Origin of the sequence: Pseudomonas sp. GM17 (assembly GCF_000282175.2) — a bacterium.
In the GTDB taxonomy this organism is placed as follows: Bacteria; Pseudomonadota; Gammaproteobacteria; order Pseudomonadales; family Pseudomonadaceae; genus Aquipseudomonas; species Aquipseudomonas chlororaphis.
Map to the genome: position 1 here is coordinate 3,997,838 of NZ_CP124732.1, position 13,119 is coordinate 4,010,956.

At 57.7% G+C, this 13,119-nt stretch carries 10 protein-coding genes; 8 read left to right on the forward strand and 2 right to left on the reverse strand.

Going from position 1 to position 13,119, the window contains the following annotated elements; genetic code table 11:
- Nucleotides 1-125: 125 nt before the first annotated feature.
- From PMI20_RS17990 to PMI20_RS18005, 4 genes are all read left to right on the forward strand, one after another.
- On the forward strand, nt 126-1,700 hold the full coding sequence (locus PMI20_RS17990; RefSeq protein ID WP_007920717.1) for a phospholipase effector Tle1 domain-containing protein: 1,575 nt from the start codon (nt 126-128) through the stop codon (nt 1,698-1,700).
- Nucleotides 1,700-2,356: a DUF2931 family protein gene (locus PMI20_RS17995; RefSeq protein WP_007920719.1), complete on the forward strand. Its 657-nt coding sequence runs from the start codon at nt 1,700-1,702 to the stop codon at nt 2,354-2,356. The genes PMI20_RS17990 and PMI20_RS17995 overlap by 1 nt, the downstream gene beginning before the upstream one ends.
- Nucleotides 2,357-2,431: 75 nt before the next feature.
- Nucleotides 2,432-3,085 (forward strand): DUF2931 family protein, encoded by a 654-nt coding sequence (locus PMI20_RS18000; protein ID WP_007920721.1) that lies wholly within the window; start codon nt 2,432-2,434, stop codon nt 3,083-3,085.
- A gap of 64 nt (nt 3,086-3,149) precedes the next feature.
- Nucleotides 3,150-3,620: a GNAT family N-acetyltransferase gene (locus tag PMI20_RS18005; RefSeq protein WP_007920723.1), complete on the forward strand. Its 471-nt coding sequence runs from the start codon at nt 3,150-3,152 to the stop codon at nt 3,618-3,620.
- 108 nt (nt 3,621-3,728) lie between these two features.
- Here the strand turns inward: PMI20_RS18005 and PMI20_RS18010 are convergent, their stop codons facing one another.
- Both PMI20_RS18010 and PMI20_RS18015 read right to left on the reverse strand, forming a co-directional pair.
- Complete coding sequence (locus PMI20_RS18010; protein ID WP_007920725.1) at nt 3,729-4,415, reverse strand: hypothetical protein; 687 nt, start codon at nt 4,413-4,415, stop codon at nt 3,729-3,731.
- Nucleotides 4,415-5,392: a hypothetical protein gene (locus tag PMI20_RS18015; RefSeq protein ID WP_007920727.1), complete on the reverse strand. Its 978-nt coding sequence runs from the start codon at nt 5,390-5,392 to the stop codon at nt 4,415-4,417. Before PMI20_RS18015 ends, PMI20_RS18010 begins: the two co-directional genes overlap by 1 nt.
- A gap of 550 nt (nt 5,393-5,942) precedes the next feature.
- Between PMI20_RS18015 and PMI20_RS18020 the strand changes: the two genes are divergently transcribed.
- The 4 genes from PMI20_RS18020 (at nt 5,943) to PMI20_RS18035 (ending at nt 13,112) form a co-directional block, all read left to right on the forward strand.
- Complete coding sequence (locus PMI20_RS18020) at nt 5,943-6,224, forward strand: hypothetical protein (protein WP_007920728.1); 282 nt, start codon at nt 5,943-5,945, stop codon at nt 6,222-6,224.
- A gap of 317 nt (nt 6,225-6,541) precedes the next feature.
- Nucleotides 6,542-8,527, forward strand: coding sequence for a type I restriction-modification system subunit M (locus PMI20_RS18025; RefSeq protein WP_007920730.1), 1,986 nt, complete (start codon nt 6,542-6,544; stop codon nt 8,525-8,527).
- Nucleotides 8,524-9,915: a restriction endonuclease subunit S gene (locus tag PMI20_RS18030; RefSeq protein WP_007920732.1), complete on the forward strand. Its 1,392-nt coding sequence runs from the start codon at nt 8,524-8,526 to the stop codon at nt 9,913-9,915. Before PMI20_RS18025 ends, PMI20_RS18030 begins: the two co-directional genes overlap by 4 nt.
- Complete coding sequence (locus PMI20_RS18035) at nt 9,915-13,112, forward strand: type I restriction endonuclease subunit R (protein WP_007920734.1); 3,198 nt, start codon at nt 9,915-9,917, stop codon at nt 13,110-13,112. Before PMI20_RS18030 ends, PMI20_RS18035 begins: the two co-directional genes overlap by 1 nt.
- Nucleotides 13,113-13,119: the final 7 nt, after the last annotated feature.

Consider the following 13,119-nt stretch of genomic DNA (forward strand, 5'->3'; position numbering starts at 1 on the left):
GGCAATCAATCGTTCCTACAACCAAATCAGCCACTGCGTCGCCGCTTGCAGATTCCTCCTAAATCCCTGCCCCGCCATTCCCGGTACGGTTTCCAGCGCCCCTTTCGCCTGAACCAGGACCTGCCATGGCCAGCAACGGACCCGGGCCGATGCCCAATCTTCTACGGCCCGCCAATCCCAACCAGAGCCCCGCCGAACGCGCCGCTGAAACCGAAGAGCCCAGCTACGGCGAACAGCTCTGGGCGCAGTACGAGAAGTACGCCAAAGAGCCTGCACCACCGCCTGAAAAGATTCAGGTGGCGCTGCGCATTGGCGTGTTCTTCGACGGTACCGGCAACAACGCCAGCAACTCGGCCATGGGCCAGCTTTGCGGCGCGCAGCATGCCATTGAAGCCAGGGATATCGATGGCAGCTGCAAGCCGTATATGAGGGATCCGGAGAGTAGTTATGGGAATGATGTGAGCAATGTTAAGCGGTTGAGTGATTTGTACTTTTCCAACCAGAAAGTCGAGGGTGGAGAAGAGCAAAAGCTAGCCTATCGCTCAATCTATATCGATGGGATCGGCACACAGGCAGGTGAAAAAGACAGTCTGATCACCTCGGGTACAGGACGTGGCGACACAGGAATCTCAGGATGTGTGCGCAAAGCATTTCGTGCGATCGAGGAACGTATCCGTGAAGTCCACGAAGGTAATCCCGAAAGCGAAATCACTTCGCTGACCTTCGATGCCTTCGGCTTTAGCCGAGGCGCCGCAGCAGCCCGACATTTCGCCAATGAAGTCGTGCGCTGGCTTGGCCCGCTTGAACTAGTTCTGCACGACCACTCCAAGGCCTTCAGCCCTAACTTCAATCGACAGTACGGCCACGATGTCGACATGGGTTTTATCGGCCTGTTCGACACGGTACCGTCGGTTGCCGGCGTGAGTAATCTGGGTAACGTGCGCAGCGCCATTACCCCAGGAATCAAACTGCACCTCGACCGTCGATACTTTCGCTCAGTAGTCCAGTTGGTCGCCCGCGACGAGTACCGCGCCAACTTTGCCCTGAACCGAGTCAAACCCGACCATATGGAGATCACCCTGCCCGGCGCGCATTCGGATATCGGCGGCGGTTATCTGGATGGGATGCAGGAGTGTGTGCTGGTCAGTCCGATGCAGGCGCTGGAGGTGCCATTCAATACTGACGTGACCCAAACCTCGATTTATCGGGAGGAGGTCCAGACGAGAAAGCGCTGGCTGGCCAAGGGTTGGCCCGCACAATGGCTGGAGATCGTCACACCGGAGCCATTGCTATTACCGCAAGATCCACAGGACCGCCTCGGCGTACGACAAAAGCGGGTGTATGTCGGTGTACAGCTCAAGAGGCCCATGAGCAACAAGCTGGCGAAGGTGTATCTGCGCGTCATGTATGAACTGGCCAAGGAGAACGGTGTGCAGTTCGAGGACATCCCAGAAACAACCGAGTATGCGATTCCATTGGAGCTTCAAAAGCTTTGTGACAGGTTTGTCGCTGGTGACTACAGTACGACTCCTGCCGAGGAGACCATGCTCAAGCTGCGCTATATCCATCTCTCGGCTCACTGGAACCACCCACTAGGCAAACAGGATGGCGGCAGCCTTAAAGTCGTCTACATCAACGCCCCCACGGCAGATGCCGTGCGAGTGCAACACCCTCACGTACCTGACTGGACGCTTTGGTAATGAGAATGTTCATCGCCCTGCTGGGCGCACTGCTGTTGGCTGGCTGTCAGACCGACCCACTATCCGGAAAAAACGACCCCAAAGATCCCTGGTGGGAGCTTGGCTTCATCGAGCCGTACTACATGAAGGTCTGGGTCGAGGACAGCGCCGTTGAGGACATCAACGGCAAACTATTCACTCGTACCGGTGGCGGCTCCGCTGCGGGTGGCGACATGGGTTATGACAAAGAGTGGGCCAGAGGATGGAGTGGTGGAGTTGGAGGCAACGGTAAATCGGTAGTTGGCGCAGACCTTCCCAAGCGAATTTATGTCCGCTGGCAATCCATCGTAGAGCCACAGACTTATCGCGCCTGGGTCGATATCCCGGAAGAAGCGCGAAAAGTTATGTGGACCTCGACTAACCGACGCTGCCCGGAGACTCCGCATCAGACTGCCCGCTATATGGCATCAGTCTATTTAGGCCTGGCCCCTGGCGGCATCGTTCAGGTGTGGGTAAGGGATGAATGCCGTCACCCTGTCAAAGTAGCCCGGGCCCAAGCAGAAGTTGAGCCATTGGGACCGGACCAAGGAAAAAACAATGGGCGTTACGCCTATAAGGTCAGCGAGAAGTCCAAACGCTATATAGAGAAATATGGCATTCCCTATGGCAGTTGGTAGGCAGGTCCCTTCTGATATCGAAGCGCGCCGTTCAATAATCACGTCCCCTCACGTACCAGACTGAACGCTTTGGTAATGAGAGTATTCATCGCCCTGCTGGGCACACTGCTGTTGACTGGCTGCCTGGCCAGCGATCCACTTTCAGGTAAAAACGACCCAAAAAACCCTTGGTGGGAACTTGGATTTACCGAACCCTATTACATGAAAGTCTGGGTCGAGGACAGCGCGGTAGAGGACATCAACGGAAAACAGTTTCACCGCACTGGTGGGACTGCTGCGGGTGGCCGCCCTGGTTACAAAAAGGAATGGGCCAGAGGTTGGGACGGAGTTGGTATTGATGGCAAGTCCGTGGTCGGTGCCGACCTGCCCAAACGCATTTTCGTGCGCTGGCAATCGGTGGTTGAACCGCAAACCTATCGGGTATGGATCGACATCCCGGAAGAGGCCCGACAGATCATGCGCAAGACCACCGCCCGTCGGTGCCCAGAAACGCCACAGCAAACCGCCAGCTATATGGCCTCAGTCAATCTGGGATTGGCGCCAGGGGGCATTGTTCAGGTCTGGGTAAGAGATGAATGTCATCACCCGATCAAAGTCACCCGCGTCCAAGCCGAAGTTGAGCCTTTAGGGCCGAGCCAAGGCAAAACAAATGGCCGTTACGCCTACCAGATCAGTGAGGAGTCCAAACGCTACATAGAGAAGTACGGCATTCCCTATGGCAGTTGGTGAACCCTTGGCGAACAAGCCCCACCAAAGCTAGTGTTCAGATCTTCCCCTCAAAGGACTCCTCCATATGGACTGTGAAATCCGCCCCGCCCACGCGCAGGATGTCGACGCCATCAGCCGCCTGATCATCGCCGCCCTGCAGACCAGCAACGCCCAGGATTACCCCGCCGCGGTAATCGCCCAGGTGCAGGAAAACTTCAGCCCGCACGCCGTGCGCCAGCTATTGAGCAAACGCCAGGTCTGGGTGGCACAGGCGGCCGGCGAAATCGTCGGCACCGCCAGCCTCGACGGCCCTGTAGTGCGCTCGGTCTTCGTCGCCCCCCAAAGACAAGGCCAGGGCGTGGGCCGCCAACTGATGGCCGAACTCGAACGCCAGGCCCTGGGCGCCGGCCTCACCCAGCTGACGGTGCCCGCCTCGATCACCGCCGAAGGCTTCTATGCCAACCTGGGCTTTCGCACCCTGCGCGAGCAACACCACGGCGAAGAACGCACCCTGATCATGCAACGCGAACTGAGCCCAGCGACGCACACCCCGTAGCCGCTGCCGAGCCCGCGAGGCTGCGATCGACTGCGCAGCAGTCGCAAAACCTGCAAGCACGGCCTATCTGAATAAACACCCAGGCCAACCTACAAAACCGAGCCCGACTCAAGGCAAAGCCTCAAACCGCCCACTCCCCTCATTCCACTGAAACCCCGGCAACCTGCAGTCGCTCAAACTGAGCCGCAGGCTCTGCCCCTCGGCCTGCACCTGCAACATATCCACCCCTTGATACAGACAACCCGGCGCCGCCAGCGTCAGGGTCTGCAGCGGTTTGCCGCTGGCCTTGTCCACCACCTCGATCGCCGTTATCCGCTGGTCATTGCCCTGCATCGGCACCTGGAAATACCAGCGCTTGGTCGACGCGCTCTGCAACAGCGTGGTGTTCGGCTGCGGCCACGAACGGTCCGAGTCCACCAGCGCCACCAGCTTCAAGGCGATGGGCAAGGTCTTGCCGGTGCGATAGCTGGTCCAACTGCCGCGCACCTGCTCGCTCTGGCGGCTGACCATCAGGTCGTTGAACTGCAAGCGCGCCACCGGCAGGCCCTGCTCGTCCAGCTCGTCCATGGCCAGCACCTTGTTGCTGAAGCTGAAGGTCGGCTTGAGGCGGATCGGCGTGCGATAGCGCTGGTAGGCATAGGTCCCCTGGTACAGCGCATTCTGGCTGCCCAGCGTCAGCACAATGGCCTGCTTGCCCAAGGTGCCCTGGTACACCCCATGAGCCGCCTGCGCCGGCACTAGCCACGACACCAGCAACAACGCCGCCAGCCCGCGAAAAACATTAACCCGCCGCATCAGAAACGCCCCTCGAGAGACTGAATGAATTCCAGCCGGTCAGGGCTGATCACGCGGTAATAGTCCCTACGCTGGGTGCCCGCACTGAAGTTGATAAAGTCCTGCTTGCTGAACTCCACCTGCCCGCCCGCGGCAAAGCGCACCGTGCCCTCAGCGGCCAACTGCTCCAGCTGCGGATGGCGCAGATACGCCTGGGTCTGTGGGTGGTACAGGTAATACTGGGTCGGCGCGCACAGCACACTGCCGTACGGGCCGTTCAAACTGTAGCCCTGCACCTGGAAATCAAGGGTGGAATCGGCATCGAAATGCTCGAAGGTCAGGGTGCGGGTCCCGGTGGGAGCCAGGCACCACTGCCCGCCCACCTCCTGCACCACCTCGCCGGTGGCCCGGCTCAGCACCCGGATGTTGTCCACCCGCCCCGTGTCCTCCCCGGCATTGCGCACGGCATGCACACTGAAATAGAACTGCTGGTCGGCCGCCGGCTGCAACAACTCACCGTCAAAGGCCTCGCGCTGACTCCCGCCAAAACGCATCACCCGCTGCAACCGCAACGGCTGCTGCACCCCCGTGCGCAAATCGACCAAGGCCCCCTGCAACGCCTCGGCCCCCTCGGCAAAGGGCTGCAACGACACAGCCGCCGCCGGCAAGGTCGGGTTATCCATGATATTGATCAACAGCCCCCTGTCCGGGCGAAACGGCGTGAGCTCCAAAGGCATCGGCAAGCGCTCGGCCCCGCTAAACCAATAGCCGGACATCCCGCCGCCGTATTGCGAGTCATACACCAGCGCCAGCTCCACCGGCGTATCGCCGAGCGTGCCGCGATAAGTGGTGACCGGGTTGGCGCTGGCCGTGGGCACACTCAGCGCCATACCCACCAAAAGCGCCGGCGCCAACCGGAAGAGAAAATGCCCCAGACGAGACACACCACCCCGCTTCCCTGCCTCTACTCGCCTCCCGCCACCAACGGACTGGGTCATGCCTGCGCTCCTTGCAATGGGTAAAAGGCGCGCAGGATAGCAAAGTCTTACGCCCTGTAGCCGCTGCCGAGCCCGCGAGGCTGCGATGGGGCGCGCAGCGCCCCCAAACCGGCACACCCCGATTATCCAGCTACACCTCAACGGCTGAATGGCGCCACGGCCTGGACCTGCGGTAACTGCTACGGAGTGTTAGCAACCATCCCGCTTGCGACAAGGATCAACGACTCAGCCTCGCCCTACCCACAATCGAGACCTTTCCTACAGCCCTGCCGTTGTTCCTAAAGCAGCCCAGACCTATAGTTTTCACGTCTGCTGATTCCGGTCAGCGACAGGGTTTCGCAGCCCAACAGATACGATTAACCTAAGCCCCCCATAAAAACACTGGTCGCCCACCGCGTCCTGAGTTTGCTTTCTTTATGGCGGCTGTGTGCGGGAGATCTTCGGATCTGCCGAGTTCTCGTATCTTCGGTCTGCGAACCCGCGCATAGCTGCCACCCAATTCGATTCGCAGCGAATGGCAGCCGTATTTTCCGATACGAGGAGCAATGCCATGAAGACTCAAGATGAGCCCCAACGCTTCATCCCGCTGACCCCAATCGCCAGCGACACGCCTGTACTGTTTATCGATAGCCGCGCGCCTTTAGCGGATCTACATGCATGTGCCAGCGAGCGTTTGCTCACCACTCTCGATTACCTGAACTTGATGGCCTGTACTACGTTGCGAGATTCAAGCGACAAGGACATTGGCACAGTGACCAATACCGCCCGGTTGTTGCTGCAAGATGTGCGGGATGTGTTGTCGGTAATTGAGACAAGAGCGTTTAGTGAATGATTTAACCGCTGAGGAAGCCGGCCATGAGCCGGCTTTTTTATGCCTCATGACTTTGTAAAATAACGTCTTTACTGCAAAACATAGTTCCAGCCCATACCCAAACTATCAGCGTTTAGATCAGCACCTTGCAGCAGGAAGGTCGTTGCTGGCGACGCGCTCGTGTGTAGCCTGCACTTTCTTTGAGTCTTGGGAATGGCGCGCAAAGCAGCCATTCGCGCCTTTCTACCCATGGTCTGCATTTCTGCATTGGCTGTTACAGGTAGGCCGCTCGACGGGTTAGACTTGCCCTTTTTTGTCTATCCCCAAGGAATTATTGCGTGAACACGGAAAATCATTCCCAGACGGCCGCCTTTCTCTGGTCGATTGCCGACCTGCTGCGTGGTGATTTCAAGCAATCCCAGTACGGCCGCATCATCCTGCCATTCACCCTGTTGCGGCGTATGGAGTGCGTGCTGGCACCGACCAGAGATGCCGTGGTTCGCGAGTTCTACGCCCAGGAAGGCCGCCCAGACACCGTACGTGACATGTATATGCAGCGTGCAGCAGGTGGCCTGCAATTCTTCAACTCCTCCACGCTGACCCTCGAGACGCTGTCCGATACTCAAACCTCAGCCGACTTGATGAGCTATGTACAAGCCTTCAGCAAAGATGCATACGAGATCTTCGAACATTTCCACTTCGAGGACTTCGTTCAACAACTGGCCAGCGCGAACCTGCTCTATCAGGTAGTGCAACGGTTCGCGGCTACCGACCTGAGCCCCGAACGCATCAGCAACTTCGGCATGGGCATCATCTTCGAAGAGTTGATCCGTAAATTTGCCGAGAGCTCAAACGAAACAGCGGGGGAACACTTTACCCCGCGGGATATCGTGCACCTCACCACCTCGCTGGTGATCACCGATCAAGACCACAAACTCGCGCCCAACAACATTGTTACCATCTATGACCCAACCGCAGGTACGGGCGGCTTTCTGTCTGAGGGCGATGAATATATTCAGTCCATCAGTGAAAAGGTCAGCGTCTCTCTACACGGCCAAGAGCTGAACCCCGAGTCCTATGCAATCTGCAAGGCAGACATGCTGATCAAGGGCCAGAAGGTAGAGAACATCAAACTCGGCAATACCCTGTCCAATGACCAGTTGGTCGGCCCCGAGCATCACTTCGACTTTATGTTGAGCAACCCGCCGTTCGGTGTGGAATGGAAGAAGGTGCAAAAACAGATCACCGACGAGCACAACCACAAGGGCTTCGACGGCCGCTTTGGCCCTGGCCTGCCACGAGTGTCTGACGGCTCGCTGCTATTCCTTCTGCATTTGGTCAGCAAGATGCGTGACCCGCGCGACGGCGGCTCGCGCATTGGCATCATCCTCAACGGTTCACCGCTGTTTACGGGTGGCGCGGGTTCGGGCGAGTCGGAGATTCGCCGCTACCTGCTGCAAAACGATCTGGTCGAAGCCATCGTCGCGCTGCCAACGGACATGTTCTACAACACCGGCATCGCCACTTATGTGTGGATACTCAGCAACCACAAAGCCACAGCGCGCCAAGGCAAAGTGCAGTTGATCGACGGCAACCAGCACTACACCAAAATGCGCAAGTCGCTGGGCAGCAAGCGCCAGTACATTACCGAGAATCAAATCAGTGAACTGGTGCGCCTGTATGGCAGCTTCGAGCAAACCGCGCAGAGCAAGATCTTCCCCATCGACGCCTTCGGCTACCGCCGCATCACCGTCGAACGCCCGCTGCGCCTGAACTTCCAGACCAGCGCCGAGCGCATCGCTAAGGTGCTGGAAGAAAAAGCCCTGCAGAAACTCGACAGCGCCGCCCAACAGCAACTAATCGCCGCCCTGCAATCCATGGACGCCAGCCAACTGCACCGCAACCGCGAGCAGTTCAATAAGCTGCTGAAAAAAGCCCTCACCGCGCACAGCATCAGCCTCAGTACGCCAGAGCTAAAAGCCCTGCTTAGCGCCCTGAGCGAACGCGACCCCGAGGCGGATATCTGCACCACCAAAGGCCAGCCCGAAGCCGACGCAAGCCTGCGCGATAACGAGAACGTGCCGCTGGGCGAGTCGGTGTACGACTACTTCCAGCGCGAAGTCATCCCCCATGTGCCGGATGCCTGGATCGACGAAAGCAAAACCGATGCGCTGGACGGCGAGGTCGGCATCGTTGGCTTCGAGATTCCCTTTAACCGTCACTTCTATGTCTTCCAGCCGCCGCGCCCACTGGCCGATATTGATCGCGACCTGAAAGCCTGCACTGACCGAATTAAGTACATGATCGAGGGGATGTCGGCATGACATTTCCAGCGTATCCGGCTTACAAGGACTCTGGCGTTGAATGGTTGGGCGAGGTGCCTCAGCACTGGCCGGTTTACTCACTGAAACGTACGGTGGATGGGTGCGTCAACGGCTTATGGGGCGATGAGCCTGATGGCGAAAATGATATTGCAGTCATCCGGGTTGCCGACTTCGAGCGATCCTTTTCGACTGTTGGACTCGATAAGCTGACCTACAGAAGCATCGCGCCTAAAGAAAGACAGTCGCGACGGATCAAGTCAGGTGATTTGCTGATCGAGAAGTCTGGGGGCGGAGAAAAAACGCTGGTTGGCTGTGTCGTTTTGTTCACGCATGAGTTTGACGCTATTACTTCAAACTTTGTGGCGAGAATGCGACCGCTCGCGGAGTTCGATAGCCAGTTTCTTTGCTATGCCTTCGGCAATCTTTACCACGGTCGGGTTAACTATCCTTCGGTAAAGCAGGTTACTGGTATCCAGAATCTTGACGCTGAATCCTACTTGCAGGAACGGTTTTGCTTTCCTGCGCGAGCAGAACAAACCCAAATCGCCCGCTTCCTCGACCACGAAACCGCTCGCATCGACGCGCTGATCGAAGAGCAGCAGCGCCTGATCGAACTGCTCAAGGAAAAGCGTCAGGCGGTCATCTCACATGCAGTCACAAAAGGCCTCGACCCTACGGTGCCGATGAAAGACTCCGGCGTGGAGTGGCTAGGCGAGGTGCCGGCGCATTGGGGGACAAATGCGCTGAATAAACTCACAGTAAAGATTACCAATGGTTATGTTGGCCCGACACGAGATATTTTGGTTGAGAGCGGCGTTCCTTACGTTCAAGCCACTCATATAAAAAGAGGTATTGTTAACTTTGATGATGCTTATTTTGTGACTCCTGAGTGGAGTGTGAGGATGAGCAAATCCATCTTGCAAGAAGGCGATGTTCTGATTGTCCAGACAGGTGCAGGCACAGGGGATGTTGGTGTCGTATCTTCAAGAGAAGTCGGCTACAACTGCCATGCGCTGATAATTTTGCAGACTGAGAAAAATATTCTTTCTGGCGTATTTCTTGGCCAAGTACTGCAGTCGCGCTTTGGGCAGTCAGTTCTGTATTCGATCAGAACTGGTGGCATGCATCCGCACTTGAACTGTGGTGAGGTTAAGTTTGTAAAAATTCCAGTCCCACCATTAAGGGAACAGGAAGAAATATCAGATTTTGTTAAGACGTTTTCTGAGCAAGCGGAAAAGCTAATTATCGAGGCCGGCGCAACAATGGATCTCCTCCAAGAACGCCGCTCCGCCCTAATCTCCGCCGCCGTCACCGGAAAAATCGACGTACGCGGCTGGCAGCCACCAGCCAGCGCAACATCCCCCGAATTAGCACAAGAGGCCGTGTAATGGCGGACAGCAAGGAAGCTCAGTTTCAGCAGGACATTATCGACGTCCTAGCCGCACAAGGCTGGCTAGTCGGCACGGCCAGCGGCTACGACCGGCGCACGGCGCTGTACACCGAAGATGTGCTGGGCTACTTCAAGGACGCCTGGCCGGAGCGTTGGGACAAGTTCGCCAAGGCCAACCCCAATGCACCTGAAGATGTACTGATCCAGAAACTGGTGCGCGAGTTAGAGCAGAGCAGCACCTTGGATGTGCTGCGCCATGGCTTCAAGCTGCCAGCTGTGAAGGTTGAGCTGTGCAGCTTTCAGCCCGACCACGACATGAACCCGGACACCTTGAAGCGCTACCAGCGCAACCGCTTGCGGGTGGTGCCAGAGGTGTCTTACTCGCCACACGCCCGCGAAGCAGGTGGCAGTGGGCAGAGCTACAACCCACGGCTGGACTTGGTGCTGTTCGTCAACGGCATCCCCACCGCCACACTGGAGCTGAAAAGCGAGTTCAAGCAGTCGGTAGAGAACGCCAAGCGCCAATACCGCTACGACCGCCCGGTAAAAGACCCGTTAACGCGCAAGCCCGAGCCACTGCTGACCTTCAAGCGTGGCGCGCTGGTGCACTTTGCCGTGGGCCAGAATGAAGTGGCGATGACCACAAAGTTGGCGGGCAAGGACACCTTCTTCCTGCCCTTTAACCTCGGTACTGAGGAAGGCGGCGCCGGCAACCCAATGCCCGCCGACGACAGCCAATACGCCACCAGCTACCTCTGGCAACGCCTGTTGCAGCCCGATGCTTGGCTCAAGGTGCTGGGGCGTTTTCTGCACCTGGACAAAAAAACCAGCGAAGGCTTCGACGGCACGCTGGTCACCAAAGAAACGATGATCTTCCCGCGTTACCACCAATGGGAAGTGGTCAACAAGCTGGTCAACACCACCCGCACCGAAGGGCCAGGCAAGCGCTATTTAATCCAGCACAGCGCCGGCTCGGGCAAGTCCAACTCCATCGCCTGGACGGCCCATCAACTGGCCTCGCTGTACGATGATGCCGGCCAGCGGTTGTTCAACTCGGTGATTGTGGTCACCGACCGCACGGTGCTGGACAGCCAACTGCAAAACACCATCTACCAATTCGAACACGCCCAGGGCGTGGTCAAACCCATCAGCCGTGACATCGGCAATCAGAGTAAATCCGAACAACTGGCCGAGGCGTTGGCTGAGCAAACGCGCATCATCATCGTCACCATCCAGACCTTCCCTGCCCTGTTCGATGCCCTAGACAAGTACCCCAAACTCGCCAGCGGGCGCTATGCGGTGATTGCCGATGAGGCGCACTCCTCGCAGACCGGCTCGTCGGCCAGCAAGCTGAAACAGATTCTCGGCAGCGATGTACCGGATGGTGAGGAAATCAGCGCCGAAGAGCTGCTGGACGCCGCCGTGCAGGCGCGCCAACCCAATGAGCGCATCAGCTACTACGCCTTCACCGCTACGCCCAAGGCCAAGACCTTGGAGCTGTTCGGGCGCCCGGCCGATTCAACGCTGCCGGCCAGTTCCAGTAACAAGCCGGAGGCGTTTCACCTGTACTCCATGCGCCAAGCCATCGAAGAGGGTTTTATCCTCGACGTGCTGCGCAACTACACCACCTACAGCACCGCCTGGAAGATCGCCCACCCGGATGGCGAAGACGACGAGGTGGACAGTAAGAAGGCGCGCATCAAGCTGGCGCGCTGGGTGCGTTTGCACCCGTACAACATCAGCCAAAAGGTAGAAGTGATCGTCGAGCACTTCCGCGCCAATATCTGCAAATTGCTCAACGGCCAGGCCAAAGCCATGGTGGTGACCAGCAGCCGTCAGGAAGCGGTGCGCTACCAGTTGGCGGTGCGGGCTTACGTACAGCAGATGGGCTACAAGGATGTGCACCCGTTGGTAGCGTTCTCCGGCAGCGTGCTAGCGGACGAGGTGATCCCCGAAGAGGTGACGGAAAGCAGCAACCTGCTTAACCCCGGCCTGTATGGCCGTGACCTGGCGATGGCCTTCGACACCCAAGACTTCAACGTGATGATTGCGGCCAACAAGTACCAGACGGGTTTCGATCAACCCAAGCTGTGCGCCATGTACGTGGACAAGAAGCTGCAAGGCGTGGACTGCGTGCAGACCCTGTCGCGGCTGAACCGCACTTTCGGTGACAGCAAGGAAACCTTCATCCTCGACTTCTTCAATGAGCCTCAGGACATTCTCGATGCCTTCTTGCCGTACTACACCAAGGCCGAGCTGACCGATGTAACCGACCCGCAGATCATCTATGACCTGCAGAAGAAGCTGGATGCCGAGGGGATCTATCACTGGCAAGAGGTCGAGGCGTTCGCCATGGCCTTCTTCGACCCCAAAGCGGCTGCCAGCAAGCTCAGCTATTACTGCACGCCAGCCAAGGAGCGCTTTGCCAAGCGCTACGCTTTTTCGCTGGAGTCGCACCAGCAGGCACTTGATTACAAACACACCGCCGAAGCTAACGGCGACAGCGCTGGCTTGAAAAAAGCCGAGCATGCATTGAAAGAAGCTGGTGAACAGATCGATCAGCTCGACTTGTTCCGCAAGAACCTGCAGAGCTTTGTGCGCCTGTATGAGTTCCTCTCGCAGATCATCCCTTATGAAGATCACGAACTGGAACAGCTCTGCGTGTACGCCAAGCACCTCCACCCGCTGCTGCGTGTGGATCGCCTGCAACAAGACGACGTAGACGTGGGCGAGCTGCAACTGAGCCACTACCGCCTGAGCAAACGCGCGGAGCATCAACTGCGTCTGAACGAAGAAAAAGGCGAATACACCCTCAAACCCGGCAGTGATGTGGGCAGCGGTAAACCCCATGACCCGGAGAAAAAACGCCTGTCGGAAATCATCGACGCACTGAACGATATCTTTGGTGCCGAAACGCAAGATGACGACCAACTGCATTTTGCGACTGGCATCACCCAACGCCTGTTGCGCCAAGATGACTTGATGGCTCAAGTCAACAGCCACTCGGTGGACCAGGTGATGCACGGCCTGCTCCCCAAACGCGTGGTGGATACCGTACTCGACGCCATAACTGACAACGAGAAATTGTCGTTGGAGGTGCTGGACAACGAAACCAAGAGCCGAGCCTTTGCTCTGGTAATTTTGAAAATGCTCAAGGCAGCGGCCGGCCTCGCTGAGAGCGATCAACTGGGTTAAGGAGTAA

Coding starts and splice junctions, on each gene's coding strand:
- PMI20_RS17990 (WP_007920717.1), top strand. CDS start 126: ATGGCCAGCAACGGACCCGGGCCGATGCCCAATCTTCTACGGCCCGCC.
- PMI20_RS17995 (WP_007920719.1), top strand. CDS start 1,700: ATGAGAATGTTCATCGCCCTGCTGGGCGCACTGCTGTTGGCTGGCTGT.
- PMI20_RS18000 (WP_007920721.1), top strand. CDS start 2,432: ATGAGAGTATTCATCGCCCTGCTGGGCACACTGCTGTTGACTGGCTGC.
- PMI20_RS18005 (WP_007920723.1), top strand. CDS start 3,150: ATGGACTGTGAAATCCGCCCCGCCCACGCGCAGGATGTCGACGCCATC.
- PMI20_RS18010 (WP_007920725.1), bottom strand. CDS start 4,415: ATGCGGCGGGTTAATGTTTTTCGCGGGCTGGCGGCGTTGTTGCTGGTG.
- PMI20_RS18015 (WP_007920727.1), bottom strand. CDS start 5,392: ATGACCCAGTCCGTTGGTGGCGGGAGGCGAGTAGAGGCAGGGAAGCGG.
- PMI20_RS18020 (WP_007920728.1), top strand. CDS start 5,943: ATGAAGACTCAAGATGAGCCCCAACGCTTCATCCCGCTGACCCCAATC.
- PMI20_RS18030 (WP_007920732.1), top strand. CDS start 8,524: ATGACATTTCCAGCGTATCCGGCTTACAAGGACTCTGGCGTTGAATGG.
- PMI20_RS18035 (WP_007920734.1), top strand. CDS start 9,915: ATGGCGGACAGCAAGGAAGCTCAGTTTCAGCAGGACATTATCGACGTC.